The sequence below is a fragment of the Echinicola salinicaeni genome (assembly GCF_014280965.1).
Classification (GTDB): Bacteria; Bacteroidota; Bacteroidia; order Cytophagales; family Cyclobacteriaceae; genus Echinicola; species Echinicola salinicaeni.
This window is the reverse complement of sequence record NZ_JACODZ010000002.1, coordinates 591,347-607,144: the sequence shown is the minus strand read 5'-3', so window position 1 is coordinate 607,144 and position 15,798 is coordinate 591,347. Positions and strand designations below refer to the sequence as shown.

11 protein-coding genes are annotated in these 15,798 nt (G+C 43.6%); 6 read left to right on the top strand and 5 right to left on the bottom strand.

Annotated elements, in window-relative coordinates:
• Positions 1-1,087: 1,087 nt before the first annotated feature.
• Complete coding sequence (locus tag H7U17_RS05730) at positions 1,088-1,285, bottom strand: hypothetical protein (RefSeq protein ID WP_186755686.1); 198 nt, start codon at positions 1,283-1,285, stop codon at positions 1,088-1,090.
• Positions 1,286-2,585: 1,300 nt separating this feature from the next.
• Between H7U17_RS05730 and H7U17_RS05725 the strand changes: the two genes are divergently transcribed.
• The 4 genes from H7U17_RS05725 to H7U17_RS05710 are packed head-to-tail and all read left to right on the top strand — an operon-like array spanning position 2,586 to position 4,207.
• The gene (locus H7U17_RS05725; protein ID WP_186755685.1) at positions 2,586-3,350 is read left to right on the top strand and encodes a hypothetical protein; all 765 of its coding nucleotides are present in this window, start codon (positions 2,586-2,588) and stop codon (positions 3,348-3,350) included.
• A 2-nt stretch (positions 3,351-3,352) separates the two neighbouring features.
• Positions 3,353-3,814, top strand: a complete 462-nt coding sequence (locus H7U17_RS05720) for a DUF5675 family protein (protein ID WP_186755684.1) — start codon at positions 3,353-3,355, stop codon at positions 3,812-3,814.
• Positions 3,744-3,971: a hypothetical protein gene (locus H7U17_RS05715; protein WP_186755683.1), complete on the top strand. Its 228-nt coding sequence runs from the start codon at positions 3,744-3,746 to the stop codon at positions 3,969-3,971. Before H7U17_RS05720 ends, H7U17_RS05715 begins: the two co-directional genes overlap by 71 nt.
• Positions 3,965-4,207 (top strand): hypothetical protein, encoded by a 243-nt coding sequence (locus H7U17_RS05710; protein WP_186755682.1) that lies wholly within the window; start codon positions 3,965-3,967, stop codon positions 4,205-4,207. The genes H7U17_RS05715 and H7U17_RS05710 overlap by 7 nt, the downstream gene beginning before the upstream one ends.
• A 525-nt stretch (positions 4,208-4,732) precedes the next feature.
• On the opposite strand, the gene H7U17_RS05705 is transcribed toward H7U17_RS05710, so the two are convergent.
• Positions 4,733-5,308 carry a cyclic nucleotide-binding domain-containing protein gene (locus H7U17_RS05705; RefSeq protein ID WP_186755681.1) on the bottom strand — a complete coding sequence of 192 codons (576 nt, stop codon included), beginning with the start codon at positions 5,306-5,308 and terminating at the stop codon, positions 4,733-4,735.
• A gap of 779 nt (positions 5,309-6,087) precedes the next feature.
• Here H7U17_RS05705 and H7U17_RS05700 point away from each other — a divergent pair.
• Positions 6,088-6,543, top strand: a complete 456-nt coding sequence (locus tag H7U17_RS05700; protein ID WP_186755680.1) for a MauE/DoxX family redox-associated membrane protein — start codon at positions 6,088-6,090, stop codon at positions 6,541-6,543.
• Positions 6,544-7,239: 696 nt separating this feature from the next.
• Complete coding sequence (locus H7U17_RS05695) at positions 7,240-7,542, top strand: DUF6520 family protein (RefSeq protein ID WP_222439143.1); 303 nt, start codon at positions 7,240-7,242, stop codon at positions 7,540-7,542.
• Between the two features lie 1,299 nt (positions 7,543-8,841).
• Here the strand turns inward: H7U17_RS05695 and H7U17_RS05690 are convergent.
• The 3 genes from H7U17_RS05690 to H7U17_RS05680 all read right to left on the bottom strand — a co-directional run bounded on the left by H7U17_RS05690 (position 8,842) and on the right by H7U17_RS05680 (position 14,857).
• On the bottom strand, positions 8,842-10,209 hold the full coding sequence (locus tag H7U17_RS05690) for a RagB/SusD family nutrient uptake outer membrane protein (RefSeq protein ID WP_186755679.1): 1,368 nt from the start codon (positions 10,207-10,209) through the stop codon (positions 8,842-8,844).
• A 72-nt stretch (positions 10,210-10,281) separates the two neighbouring features.
• A complete protein-coding gene (locus H7U17_RS05685) occupies positions 10,282-13,485 on the bottom strand; it encodes a SusC/RagA family TonB-linked outer membrane protein (RefSeq protein WP_186755678.1) in 3,204 nt (1,067 codons plus the stop codon).
• Positions 13,475-14,857 carry a TlpA family protein disulfide reductase gene (locus H7U17_RS05680; protein ID WP_186755677.1) on the bottom strand — a complete coding sequence of 461 codons (1,383 nt, stop codon included), beginning with the start codon at positions 14,855-14,857 and terminating at the stop codon, positions 13,475-13,477. The genes H7U17_RS05685 and H7U17_RS05680 overlap by 11 nt, the downstream gene beginning before the upstream one ends.
• Between the last annotated feature and the right edge of the window lie 941 nt (positions 14,858-15,798).

The following is a 15,798-nucleotide window of genomic DNA, read 5'->3' as shown; positions in this document are numbered from 1 at the left end:
GTTTAATCGGGTCTAAAACCGTATGATTTATCCAATCCCTATCTCCTGTCTCGATTCGTTCTTTGTGCGACCCCTTCAGGGTCGTGAAGGATTGCGTTGGCGAATTCGTCTACGTATGTTTGACCCCAGTCGGGGTCTTTGAGGGGACTTGGTGAAGCGTTCAACCGTCGAATTGGGCTAAAAGCCGAAAGATAAATGCCTAAGGCTGAAAGCCGTATTTTAGATATTGGTTATTGATGAATCGTTATTAGTGATTCGGGATTCTTGTCACCTTTCTCACGTCTCAAATCTCAAGTCTTAAACTCAGCTTCGCCCGGTCGGTCCCATTTGATCTTTCGGTGGCACCTAGCGGGAGTGAGTAAAAAAATTACTCATGAGTAACAAATTTACTCGTTTGGGTGACAAATGCAAGGGAGTGGCTGGGGAATTGGACTTAAAATAAGAAATGTTTGTTATATGTTTTGGATATGGAGGGGTTTGTTTACGGGAAAATGGAGATAGTATTGAGTAGGGAGTCATGAGTCTTGAGCCTGCCTTACGGCAGACAGGTATTAAGATTGAAGTGAGAAGTGGGAGGATTGTGTTGATCTCTTTTGCTGAATAGGAGACTGCCGCGGACTCCTTAAGGTCGTCCCTGCCTGTTTAGCAGACAGGCTCGCAGTGACGGATAAAGAATACGGGATTGCCGCGTCGCAGGGCGCCTCACCTACCTTGCGGTAGACGAGAAATGACGGATACAGGATGCTGACTGCCACTTTCTGCAGACTTAGGGAACAAAGCTAATTTGATAAAGGGGCATTGCAAATACCTTGTATTGATAGGTCCAGATTGCAAATCTGGACCAGCTAGGTTGTTTAGGGTTGCGGGCATTGTAAATGCCCATAATTTATGAGTCCAGATTACAAATCTAGACCAGCAAAGGTAATAAATACACACAAGGTCCTCCTACAGCTAAGCTGGCAGAACAAGAGCTAAAACGCCCAAAATGCATAAAAAAAGACCTCCTTTGTGGGGAGATCTTTTGTGTTTTTGATTCTTTAGTGGTTTATAAACAAATCTTAAAAATTATTTATACCGTTTGGATATGCTATCTGATATAAGGCCATAGGTCTTCTAGATCTGCACCGGTATAAACAGAAAATTCAATTACTGTGATGTCCTGATGGTCTTTTTTGTCAAAGGCTCTTTTGATCCTTCTGATAAGGTTTCTACTGGCCTTTTCTCCTTTTCCAGTGATCATCATGACGTCTTTGCAGTACATAAACAATCGTCTTCCTTGCTTCATTCTACAACTATTTTACCTAACCCGAGCTAGGACTTTTTTATTATAGCCTTCTAAACTCCCGAGTTAAAAATAAAAACTTCCCTCTTCACAAGTACCTCCACCGATTGTTGGAATTATTCCTAATCAGTGAGGTTCCTACCCAGTGCTTAAGCACCACCCTTTTGCATTTATTATTTTCAATCATCTAGTTCGTCCTGACATCGTATATTGGAATAAGTATAGTCATTTAGCAAATCTCAATCGACATTATCAGGATTTCTCTCTGTACTAATCAAGTTTGATTTTAATTATTTTATATGATTATCCGTTTTACACCAGTAAACTTATTTCTCACGGATTCCACAGATCTACCTGGCGGAAGACAGGTTTACACGGAATAAAATATCATTCCTTTGGACATTTGTGTTCTTACTGAAAGAATAGCTTATTTACAAAAAGCTACTGGTACCTTTGCGGATATACAGATTATTTTATTAATCATCTTCTAATACCTATCTCTATTTTCCTATTCTTTTTCCTATCCTTTTATTCAGGTATTTTTTATTATTCTTGATGGTCATCATGAATGCTTCACATTTCTCCCGAAAACTTTCGGGACAGACTATTGATGTAATATCGTGAGGAACAGATCTAATAAACGAGATGGCCTGCCCACCAAGCTGGCTACTCACTAAAAACAGTCACTGACTGTTTTATTTACGCTCGGGCCTCCACTTCGCAAGCTAACTCACTTTTTTAACGTCCTCCGCAACTGTCTCAAAAACTAATGCTCCAAGGGCCAATTATTCATTTTTGAATTGTAATTCATTTCTTATAACTATATCATTTGCTTCCTAGTACCTCTAAAGTCAAACCATCTACCTTCAGCTATCAGCGTCCTTCAACGGATGAATACATGTTTATTTTATATATAGCCATATCGTGACTCCAAAGAGGACACTAAGAGGAAGCGTAGAGGAGACATCTAGGAGACGTCTAGGGAACGTCCATGGAATACCAAGGACTTTCCGGGTTCTTTATCTTCCCCTCATTTTTATAGGTATTTCAAGTTAAACTATAAATAATACCATCTATTGAGGCGTCAAAATAAACAATTAGTTTTAATAATAAAAGTTCAACACCTTCATAATCTGGTATAATGTTTCCGTTATACTACTTTTTGTTACCTTTTCCTCCTTTTACTTCCTTTGGTCCCTTCCGGTTCTATTCACCCTATTAAATCCTATCCACTCCTTGTTTTTTCATATTACAATTTCTGTTCTTGATCTTGGGGTATGTTTCATTTTAAAACTTAAATGTTATGCCAAAACAAGAAGGATTGCTGAAGGTAAAAGGCACCATGGATGATCTTAACTATTATAAGACCAAGGATGGTGTGTACCGTGTAAGGAGAAAAGGAGGCGTGGATGCAGAGCGTATCCAAAATGATCCGCGCTATGAGAGGACCCGTCAAAACAATGCGGAGTTTGGAAGAAGTTGTAGGGCCGGAGGAAAAATCAGGAGGGCGCTGAGGCCATTGCTCAGTCCCACCAATACTGACCCAAGAACGGTGGGCCGACTATCAAAAGTCATGCATATGATCACGAAGTCTGACCCCGTCAATGACAGGGGAATGCGTACTCCCATGGAAGGGGAGCCAGATCCGTTAAATGGATTTGAATTTAATGTGCAATCCCATATGGGATATATACTTGGAGAAAAAATCGAGTATACTATGGGCACCGGATCGGGAGACTTCAGTTTGCCTACGGGTTTTGAATTGCCAGAGGATATTATTCCGGATGGTTCAGATGCTGGTCAATTTTCACTTAGCTTACTGACCATAGACGTGGACAAGGAAGATACTTTTGATCTGGATATTGTCAAAAGTGACTTCTTTGATTTGAAAACAGGTTTGGCGGCAGATCTCAACCTATCTGTTACCCAAAGCAGTAGCATCAGCCCTGCTTTTCAGCTGTTGATTTTGGGATTGGAATTTAGTCAGGAGGTTAATGGTAAATACTATGACTTCAAGGGACAAAAGACCAATTCCCTAAGGTGCTTGGAAAGCCTAAAGATCAGCTAGGTATGCGTCTTTATCTTTTCAGACGTCTGATCGATGAATGTGGCCAAGGCACCATTTATTGGAAAGGCGAGCAAATAGTAAAGACGGTAGAGTTCGCTCAGGTGGATAATCATGGCCAGGTGTCATTTATACCTGAGGGGCTCTACCCCTTACGGAGAAAGCATATCCCCAAACAAGGTTGGAATATCGAGTTGGTGCAAGATGGTCAATATACGTACCCAATCCGTAGTTTCGACAGGGGAATGACCGTGCAATTTGGTGGTATACATCCCGTATTCTTTCATCAGGAGGCCATTCAGGTGAAAGCATCTCGGATAGCCTATCAAAATTTCAAGCAGTTTATTTTCGAACAGATGAACCAAGGGATCCCTATAGATCTCAGTATTATCACCTATGGAACAAATAGAAGAATGGATGATCAATCATCCGGGACTTTGGCTGCAACTGGTACTGATCAGTGGTAGCCTGTACTTTCTAAAAATCCTGCATGAAGATTTTCGAAGCATGCAGCGGGATGTCGGTGCCCTAAAATCCTCCGTCCAACTGATGGAGGGTTTACTTAGGGATTGGATAAAAGAACAGTTTGGCAATCATCCATCTAAACTAAAAACAGGATGTTAAAGGAAATCAATCAACTTAGGTATGAAATCGTGGAGCGGGCAGGAAAGCCTACTCCACCATTTTTCAGGAGCCTGCGGAATACAGGCATTATGATGGCAACTCTTGGAGCTGTATTTATGGGAGCACCAGATAGCTTACCGGATATGGTACATCGATGGGGAGGCTATATGAGTTTGGTGGGCGCGGTGATCTCTGCTTTATGCCAGGTGACGGTGGAAGAGAGAAGTGAAGTATGAGGTACGAAGTAGGAAGTATGAAGTAGGGAGACGGAAGTGGGAAGACGGGAGATTTGAGTCTGGAGACTCAATTTTAATCGTCCCGCAGCTCAGCTGGGTCAATTGTGAAGGACTGGGGAATTGTCGAATTGGGGAATTGTTGAATCGGGATTGAAGATGGGAGTATAAAGTATGAGGTACGAAGAAGGAAGCAGGAAGTCGGGAGATTTGAGTCTGGAGACTCAATTTTAATCGTCCCGCAGTACAACTGGCGGGACAACCGGACGGATACAGGATATGGGATTGCCACATCGCAGGCTCCTCGCAATGACGTAAAATCGTTTTGCTACTTACCCCGAAGGGGTAAAATCTACGTAGACGAAATCGCCAAGGCAAATCCACACGACCCTGAAGGGGTCGAACAAAGTCCCATAAAGGAGAAGTTTGAAGTATGAGGTACGAGGTAGGAAGTGGGAAGTTCGAGGTAAGAAGGGAGAGATGTGAAGGACTAAATAGGAATTGTGATAGATGAAGTCCGAGGTGGGGTTAGAAGTCGCCTTCGATCCGACTGTAGGAGCTGGGATGCAGGTTGAGGTATTTGGCTATGGTCTTTTTAGGGAAATGCTGTACCAGGTCAGGATTGCAGCTTTTGAAAACCTGATTTCTTTTGGATCCTGGCTTGATGTATAATAAGTTATTTCTCTTTTCCTCCCGAGCTGTCCAAAACTGGTTCAAAAGTGCTAAATAAGTGCTTTCTACCTTATGTTTTTCAATCAAGTCTCTTAGCTTAGCCAAGGAAATCATCTTTACTTCTGTTTCTTCTGAGGCAACCAACTTGATCTTTCTGTCTCCTCCCCCATTTAATATGGCATTATCAAATGCCACTTCCTTTTTGAGACAAAGATCAGTACACTGGTATTCCGATCCACGCAGTTCGAATTTGGCAATGCCCCCTTTGACAATAATACATAATGGTGAATCTGAAATGTCAAAGGGTCCCAAAAACTTCCCACTAGAAAGTGTAATATAATCCATGCATTCATTGGTTTCATTATAAAACCCCACCCCTTCATTGAACAAAAAATTGTACAGTTTTTTTAAATAAAAGTCTGAATGATCCATGATAGTAATAATTTAATTATTCTAATATACTTTTGACCATATAAAAGAATTAAGTATAGTTATTTTATACCTTTTAACCCATTCCAATATTTATCTTCTTATGTATGTGGTATTCGTGTAAGAGCAAACAATCCCAATAAGAAGGTACCTAAAAGTGGTGTTTTTCAATATTAAAAGCGAATATGATCAAAAATAGGCTCAAAAGCAATAGAAATCTTATAAGGCTAATATAATCTAGCAGGTGTTAAGGAGGTTAACATCACAGCTCTTTATATTCAAAAGCGGGGTGAATTAGCAAGTCAAATACATCTTAACAAATGAATATAAATCATATAAATAACACTATTTACACACCAAAAATTTGTCTTTACCAAAATGTTCATCTACTTTGGAATCAAATCATTACAACCTTCCGTCATGGATAATGTTAGGATTGAGAAGTGGAAAAAGTGGGAATGCATTTGAGGGCGGAAGGTTATTTTTTGTCGCTAATGAAGTTGGTCTGCGGGGATAGGAACTACAAAAAAATAGGATTCCGTAAGGGGCATTGCAAATACAGATGAATTGGGTGAGTCGGAGACTCAGTTTTATTTGGTCCCGCAGCTCAGCTGGCGGGACAACGGAGAAGAAAATGGGATGCCGTAAGGGGCATTGCAAATGCCTTGTATTTATGGATCCAGATTGCAAATCTGGATCAGCCTGTGATCAGGCTGTGTCCCGCAATGCAACTGGCGGGACAACGGACACTAGCGAAAACTAGCTAAAGAAAAGGAAGGAGTATGATGAGGAAGTTGGGAGAAGTTTTATGGGAAGGAATTGCTTTGGTGGTTATGGTGCTATTTGCCTACACCTCCATCAGTAAATGGTATGACTGGGGAGGAACTCAAAATGCTATGTATAACCAGGTGTTTCCTGAATGGATGGCTACTCTCCTGCTCTATGGGCTACCGGTTTTGGAATTGTCTTTGGCGATCCTGCTACTTATCCCGAAAACGAGATTGATTTCACTTTGGGCTTGTCTTATTTGTCTTATCGGTTTTACTGGATATATCGGATTGGTTCTGACGGATGTATTTGGCAGGATTCCCTGCAGCTGTGGTGGTGTGATCAGTAGTCTTGGATGGGAAGCACATTTTCTGTTTAACCTGGGATTTGTGGCCTTGGCTATCATCGGTATTCTGGTCAAGCCGGGTGATACGGAAGCTTTAAATTTGAGACGGGAGACGGGAGACTGAAGTATAAAGTACGAGGTATGAAGTACAGGGAACGAAGTAGGAAGTACGGAGTTTTAATAGAGGAAGTTGGTCTGCGGGGATACGAGCTAAAAAAATAAGAATCGGTAAGGGGCATTGCAAATGCCCTGTATTTAAGGATCCAGATTGCAAATCTGGACCAGCATGAATAAATGAGTCGGGATTGCAAATCCCGACTAGCAAGAGATTTGTTGGACGAATATCCCCATGGTTGAAACCGAGGGGAACAGTATGAGCCGTCCCTATGGGACTGAGAAAGTCTTAGCGATGAAATTGGGCTGCGGGGTTAGGAATTAAGAAAAAATAGGGATTCGTAAGGGGCATTGCAAATACAGATGAATTGGGTGAGTCGGAGACTCACTTTTATATGGTCCCGCAGCTCAGCTGGCGGGACAACAGTCGGGACTTAAACCAGATCGAATCGGGTATGGGCATTGCAAATGCCCATAATAAGTGAGTCGGGATTGCAAATCCCGACTAGCAACATACAACAGTACAGCCGATTAAGCGATTAACCAGTTAGACAATTAACGATTCGACACCAAAACATTATAACGGCCAGTGAAGGTACGGGGTACTTGCCTGGCATCGGCAGGGGGAAGAAATCCGGCCGTCCCTCTCGGAAGGTCCACGAAACCAAAACGACCGGAATTTATTATTCATTATAATACTAAAATTATGAAAAATTCAATGAAGAACCTCCTAAGAGGAGGTGCATTTTTGTTGGCAATCATTGCCGCATTTGCGTTTACACAGCCTATGGAGCTGAATGATCCTAGTCTAAAGCTCTTCCGGTTAGTAAGCGAGGACCCAGTTACCGGTGAAAGGGATTGGGATGAAATCACGGGCGAACAGCACAATGTGGATTATCAATGTAATTCATCCACGAGTATTTGTACTGCCCAATTTGAGGATGATGATCCTAATACTGAAGACGATATGATCAATGAAGTCTCAGGTACCTACCAAGCTTTACCATAGGCCACTAAAGTAGGTTTGTAAGCAAATTTCAAGGCTGTGCAATAAGAAGTATTCACTTATGGTACAGCCTTGTTTTATTGGTTTTTAGTAATAGAGATATAAGTCTTGAGAGCAAGGGGCCATTGAGCCCTTCGACTATGCTCAGGACAGGCCTGTCGAAATGTCTAATTGAGAAGCCCGTCTCCCGGAAGGCAGGCAATGACGTAAACATGATAGGAGACTGCCACTCCACCTTGGCTGATCGCAGTGACGTTTTAATTTTTATTCTTTCTACTAAAGAAGAGTCCCGGTTTCCCTTATGGAAACATGTCCCGCTGTTTATTAAGATGATGTATGATCACATATGAAGAAAGTACGCGGTAAGGGACTCGTTGATAGTAGCTAGTACTTAGTATCAAGTAGTTAGATGATTTATGGATGCGAGATTGTTTGATCTTTGTTACTTTGATTAGATTTAAGATTTGAGACGTTAGATTTAAGACTGGTTGACGGTAGCGAGGTCGTATCGTACCCGTCATTGCGAAGGATCCGCCCTGTCTGACGCCAGGCAGGCTTGGCGGAGACTGCGGCAATCTCGTATTTCGAAGGTGAGATTGCCTACCTGAGGCAGGTAAACTTCACTTCGTTCGCAATGACGGAGGAATAGGTGTTCTCGTCTCTGAAATCAAGTCTTTCATCTTTATTCTTTTCTCTATAATTCTTGCTACTATCATCTAGCTACTTACTACTCAAATTAAGCTCCGCCCACCTGTTGATGTGTAACCCGGTTAATATTTGTTTAAAATTGAACATTGATTGATTTGGTGGACGAAGCTGTATTTTCATTGTATTTAGTAATTTGGTTTGTTTGATTATAAAGCGTTTAGTTTGGGAGTCTGGAGACCTGTCTGCCTCCAGGCAGGCTCCCTTTTATTTGAGTTCCAAGTCACCTCTTTGCTAGAGACTTGGAACAGCACGAGATTCTTCCTTTGTCAGGATGACATCGATTTGAAGCCTTTGGTAATGCAATCCCGTGTTCCGAAGAGGAGATTGCCTACCTGAGGCAGGTAAACTTCACTTCGTTCGCAATGACGGAGGAATAGGTGTTCTCGTCTCCGAAATCAAGTCTTTCATCTTTATTCTTTTCTCTATAGTTCTTGCTACTATCATCTAGTTACTTGCTACTTATAATTAAGCTCCGCCCACCAAGATTCGCCTTTAATAATCAATCCGGTTTAAATTAAACATGAATACGGCAGACGGAGCTATGTCTTTATCCCCTGAACATGGTATAATCTCTACTTATTACATATTTGGGTCTTATCTGGGATTTTGGGGGATGTCTGCTACATTGATTTCCTCTGGAGGAATGGGAAGGACATAGCGAGGATCATTTGGTGGAAGGGTATAGACCTGACCATCTAGTTCCCTAGTAAGTGTTTCGGACAGGTCCCCGCTTTTATTTAACCTTCTCAGATCGGTCCACCTGCTTCCCCTGAATACGAGTTCTTTTCTTCTTTCTGCGAATACCTGATCCAATAAGTCATCTTCTTCCTGAATATCAAGAGGAAAGAAGCTTCCTTCCCTGTATCGTTTTTCCAAGAGTTGGTTTAATGCCTCATTTGCTTTAATAATTTTACCAGCTCGTACTTCACATTCTGCCTTTACCAATAAGAGTTCTGCAGTGGTCAAGCCTGAAAACAGACCCAGATCGCCGGTATAAGTTCCACGAAAGGAATACTTCCCTTCTCCCCTTTTTTCAAAAAAGATATCCTTCCTAAGATCATTTTCATGGTAGAGCCCTATTATATTTGGATCTACATAAACCAATGGGGAATTGGCAAAACTGTATGACACCATACGATTTCTGAAAATCACTTCCACATTCTCTCCTGTAATGGGACGGGCAGCTGTTTCATCCAAGAGGTTATAATCTATTAGGTCATTCATCTTTCCTAGGGACCTCTCAGCGGCTTGCAATGCTTGCTCATAATCCCCCATCACCAAATAAACCCTTGCCAATAATGCATCACAAGCTGTAGCCGATGGTCTGGTCAAATAATCCGGACGTTCAGGCAGCAGGTTACTGGCTTCTTCCAGATCCTCGATGATTTGTCTATAACCATTATCGACAGATTCCCTAAAGACGGGGGCATTGACATCAGCAGTAAGCCTAATAGGAATTCCCCAATCCGTGGCTGCACTACTGGGATCATATACCGGTGCGTAAATGTCCAATAAGCCATAAAAGGCGAAGGACCTATAAAAGAGCGCTGATCCCCTGAGCCTATTCCACCAGGCCTGGTTTTCTTCATTAATGGTTACTTTTTCGAGTCCTTCCAGGACAATATTACTGTAAAACACACTTTCGTAAGGGACCTTCCAGTCGGCTCCTCCAAAACCCTCATAGATTTCTTTCTTCCAGATATATCCATTTCTCTCAATGGCGGTAATGAAGCCCTGCCATCCCTGATAAGAGGTATAATATTCGTCAGAAGAAATGAGTCCCAAGGCAGGGCCATGGTTCATCACGCCAACCTCATTGTCCAAGAGAGTCTGAAAATCTTCCAAGGTGGATGGGACCACCAAGGATTTATCCGGTCTTTCGTCGAGAAAGGATTCGCAGCTAAACATCGGGCTGACCACTAAAACAAACATTAATTTATTGATATATCTGATTATGTTCATGGTGTTTGGTTTTTGTCCTAACAATGATTTTAATAGGTTTGATAGGTGCTTATTTCATCCTGAATACTTCCACTAAAAGTCAAGCCTTAGTCCCAGAGAAACACTTCGAAGGGCTTTTTGGGACCGGTAATCAGGATCGGACACCTTATCGGTGGCCTTCCAGATCACACCAAGATTATTGATATAGGCATAGCATTCGACCTTTTGAAAAGGTGCTTTTAGCCAGTTGTTTTCATCCAAGGTATAGGAGAAGCTAATATCCTGGAATCTCAGGTGATCTCCCCTTTCTATCAATACTTCAGAAAGGTTATAGAAAATATCCCTTATGGCATCTCGGGAATCAGGCATGGAGGGGACTTCGGTCAGCTGCTCATCACCCGGCAGCTGCCACCTTTTATAGAAGTCCCCATGGGTACCTTGGGCCGTATATACATCAGAATAGTTTACCGATGGCCGTCTGAAGTAGTACCCTGCCCTATAGGAAAGGTTAAAAGAAAGAGCAAGCCTTCTCCATGAAAAGGTATTCCGAATGGCCCCAAAAGCGGTAGGCCTCACCGGACCGCTATAATTGATGTTCTCAGCTGTAATATTACCTATGATGGTCCTATAATCAGTACTTGGCTCATCATCCAAGTATCCCCTTGGGGCTCCTGTATCCGGGTCCAATCCTGCCCACTCGAAGGTATACAAGGCATATAAAGGTCTACCTTCCATGGGTATCGTCAGGAAGGAACCTTCCCTGATATAACTGATCATGGGCGCCTCCATTTCATATCGGGTAACTTTTTCCTTTATAAAACTGGAAAGTATATTCAGGTTCCAAGTGAAATGTTTGGTCCTGATAGGCATTAGGTTTAAGGAAATGTCCATTCCCTGTGATCGGGTACTGGCGGTATTTCCTGTAAATTCGGTAATGCCTGAGGAAGGGGCGAATGGTGTGGTACCGATCAGATCCAATCCAGATTTCACAAAATACTCTACCGAAGCAGCAATGGAGCCTTTTTTGTTTTCCAGGTCCAAGCCAATATTAGCCATGCGAATCCTTTCCCATCTCAGTTCCGGGTTGGGTGGATTCTGGACCACTGCATATGGCAAGCCTGTAAAATAGCTTGTTCCAGTTCGTCTGGCTGTAGTATAGGCAGTCAAAGAGCGGTCGATATTACCGTTATAACCGAAAGTCGCTCTTAATTTCAGATAAGGCAAGCCATCCATTTTATAAAAACCTTCCTGACTGATGGTCCAAGCCGCTCCGGCTGACCAAAGGGGCACGCCTTTCTGATTGGTCCTGACACCAAACAAATTGGACATGTCCTTACGCCCACTCAGGGATAGGGTAATTCTATCATCATAGGAATAGGCCGCATTCATATAATAGGAAACAAAGCGGTCTGCCCGTCCTGAAAGTCCATTTCTGAAAGTGATCAAGCCGGAGGAAGAAGGATTATAATAGCGAGGGAAACGGGTTTTATAATCCACAGGCTGGTTGGTGGCGAGTTCATCATCATAAGCATAGTACCTGGCCAGGTTACTATCGGTCGTACTGTTCCTCAACTCCCATCCCCCTATGGCATCCAACCGGTGCATTTGGTTCCATACGTTATTATAGGATAGCTGTCCCCTCAGCATATGTACAGCGTTTCGTCTATCTCCAAGGTCCAGGATACCGCCCATGGGGACAGGGTAGGTCAAGTTCCCCTGATCGTCTTTTTGGGTATAAGTATTGATCAGGTCCCTTGCATAATAGGCATTCTGGTGGTAAAACTCCCTATTGACGGTATTTCTATGGAGGTATTGATAGTAAATGGTCCCTTTTAGGGCATTGGTCAAACTGTACCGTGCATTAAAATTCACCCGATACTCTTGGGTCCGATTGGTTTTCTCTTGCCATTTTTGTTCTTCCAAAGGGATATAATCCCAATTGAGCAGCCCCTCCCCTTCGGCCGAGTCTTTAAAACCGTTCCTGTAATCCATGGTAATGGGCAAAGGATTGCCCCTCTCATCTGCCAAGCGGGCATAGGGATACATAATACTGCTTGAGGACATCCTCACATCAGATGGGTCAACCCCATTGTTTTCCCTCCCATATTCCGTATAGTAAGCGGATGAGTTGATCTGTAGCTTATCCTCCAGGAATTTAAAGGTATGGTTGGCATTTAGTGTCCAACGGTCATTGCCTCTTCCTCTTAAGTTATCCAAGTTCCGGTCATAGCCCAAACTGAGCAGGTACCGCTGATTTTCACCTCCCCCGTCCAGGCTGAGTGCATATTGTCTGTGTACACTTTCCCTGTAGAGGTATCGCTCCTGATCCTCCCTATAACTGAAGTCCTTTAAGGTGGCTATCTGTTGCTCTGCTTCTTCGGAAGAAATCAGTCCATCCCTGGCTGCAATGAGCAACTCGACCACCGGGGTAAGGGGTGCTTTGCTACGGCTTCGTTCGGCCGAGGCGTAATACCCTCTACTAAAGAGCTCCTTTTCCATTTCTATAAAATCAGGGACCGACATGGATGGTACATAATTGGGATCGGGTCTTTGGCCCCAAGTGGTGTTTACATTCAGGGAGAGGTTTGGCGAGGCACCAAATTCCGACTTTTTGGTGGTGATGACGATCACTCCATTTCCAGCCCTGGCCCCCCAAATCGAAGCCGCAGCGGCATCCTTCAATACAGTGATGCTCTCGACGTCATTGGGGTTGATGTTTTCTATGTCCCCATCATAGGGAAAACCATCTACCACGATCAGGGGTTGTGTGCCGGCATTGATGGTATTTCTTCCCCTGATGCTGATATCATCACCGCCAGGCCCTGCCCTATTGAAGATAAGTCCCGGGGTAATATCCTCTAACCGCTCCAAAATATTAGGGCTTACCTTTCTATTTAAAAGCTGCCTATCGATATGGGCAAAAGATCCAGTGGCTCTTTCCTTTGGAATGGACTGGTAGCCTGTGGATACGACCTCCACGGCATCCATGGCCAAGCTTTCTCCTGACAAGACTATATCTATAGGACCGCTAGCCGGAACTGTTACCTCCACGGTCCTAGCCGAATAGCCCAAATAGCTTATTTCCAAATGGTAATGCCCCGTATCCAGGTTAAAGTGGAAAAAACCTTTTTCATCAGTGACCGTACCCTTGCCGGTTTCCTGTACGAGGACCAGTGCTCCAGGCAGTGCCTGAAGGTTCTCGCCAGTTTTTACGCTTCCCATCAGCCTAGCCTCCTGGGCCAAGGCGCTACTTCCTAAAAACAGCAGCGCAAAGTATAACAGTAAATTATTTTTCATAGCTTATGGGGTTATGGTCTTTTGCATCACGGATCACCAGGATTTCAATTTCTTCGGTGGTCTCCACTAATCCATAGCCTTGCTGCTCCAAGGCTTTTCTCAATTGCTCGATATCGCCCAATGAGACATTTAGGTCAAGGTCCACGGGATGATCTATACCTGTTTTGTCCACCAATGGTAAAGGGCTGGACTGCAAGAAGAGGTAGTTTAAACGGGCAATGAACTTGGACAAGGAGGCATTGTGCAGGGTGGCTCCAAAAGCATCCATCTTAAAGATTTTTTCTCCTCCTTCCGACTGATAGTTCCTGTCCGGGTCCAGTTTTACCAAGGCATAGACTTTTCTGTCTCTGAGGACTATGCTGCTTTCAAATTCCGGAAACCATCGCTTAAGGTCCTGCTGGAAATAGGCCCAAAAGTTCTCGGCATCTTCCCAAGGAACGATGTATTCCAGGCAGAAGGCGTTTGCTTTGCTCCATTCTTCATAAGCAGTTCCGGTGAGGTCTGTGGTCAGTTTATCGGCCTGCTTTGACTGAATTTCAATACGGTTTCCATGGAATACCTTGGCCACCTTGCCCTCCGCATAGGCTTTCTGGAAAAAATTGATCCGAGGCTGATTGGTCATGATGACCCGCTTTCCCCTTTTGTCCTTGGGGAAATAGGCATATTCCGAAATAAGTCCTGGGATATATCCGGTCAATGCGGACTGAAAGACCATGGGTTTTCTAGGAATATGGGTGTTTTCCGCTATCAGGAAAGCTGATTTTTCAAGCGGTGTGTAACGGTCTGCTTTCAGCTTGAGGTCAAGGGAATCTCCCGCTAGGTACTTGCGGATATTATCGGCAGTGAGCTTATCGGCTTCTGTAATGGCCACCACCTCCCCTGTCCTATCGATCCATACATAATGCGGCAAGGTCCTGTGGGGGAACAATCCTCTGAGGGTATTATCGGCTACGGCCATGGGCATACGGATGTCCTTGAGGCTGGAAAGCTTTTCAAAAAGCTTATCCACTTTTTCCTTTTCCTGATAGGTTACTGGAAGAATGGCCAATCGGTCTTGGAATTCCTTCTGCAGCTTATCGGCTTTAGAAAATCCCGCAATACAAGGCGCACACCAGGTGGCCCAGAAGTCCAGGATCAGGAGTTTGCCACGGTAATCGGAGAGCTGCACTTTTCCTTCGGGATGGTTGAGGACATTTTCGATCAGCAGGTCGGGTACCAGGTCCCCTACTTTCAGTTCGCTTAGCTGTGAAGGAGCGGCATTACTCACGACCGCTCCTCCAGTAAAGGTGTCAGCAACTTTCGTCTGTGGAAATAAATCACTTCCAAAAAGGCATAGAAATGCCAGGAAGCAGTTTTTCGTTAACGCTTTCATAGTTATAAAGGTCTTTGTAGAAATATTGGAATGCTTGGTCTAAAGTCTTAATAGATATTAGACACAAGATGCTAGATTAAAGACTGGAGTACGGAGGCGAGAACGTCCTCGAATCCGTCATTGCGATCCCGGTGAGCCGGTAGAACCAATCCCGCCTTCCGAAGCCTTTAATTCCCCTTTCTCTTTTTATTCCCCTACTTTTTCCCATTGCCGGAAAAAGTAGCAAAAAGGTCTAGGCCGGTGGAGCTGTTTTACCTTTGTGCCATTTATTCATACGATGAAGATGGCGTTAATCCCAAAGGTATTTTGTGTCGCTGTCTACGGGCTAAAAAGAAGTGGATCTAGCCGAGGGCTAGCTAACTTCTTTTTTTAACGCCCTCCATCAACTCCACAAAACCAACAGCTCCAAGGGCCGTATTATGGATCACGGTCCGAGAATGAATTATTCTCGTAATTACCTCCTAAATCCTCCTGAAAGAGGGCTTTTCGATCTCGGTAAGGAGATCGGTCCCTCCCCTTTCAGGGGGAGGTTAGGTGGGGGTAAATTACCGTCTTAGAGCATATAAATCTCCCCGTCCAATACGTACTCCAAAGCTTTCAGCCTTCGCCTTTCGACTTTTAGCTTCCTTCTTTCTACATTCATTAAGAAATTGATTAAATCCCGGTGCTAATAAAGCCCCAGGCCAGGCTGCCCTACCAGACGCGAGGGGCGTCCCCCAGGCGAATGCAGCCTCCGAATCGTCGAAAAGTACGGGGTATGAGGTACCCGGTACGATGTATACATTTTAAAATAGGTTTGATGGTGTTTTTGGGTATTTGGAATGGAGCATATGTGCGCAGAATTCATATCCTCTATACTTCCATCCAAATGCTGTTAGATCGGATTTTTTGGTTTACGAGAAAATATAATATCAAATTCGGACATGTTTGTTCACAAAATT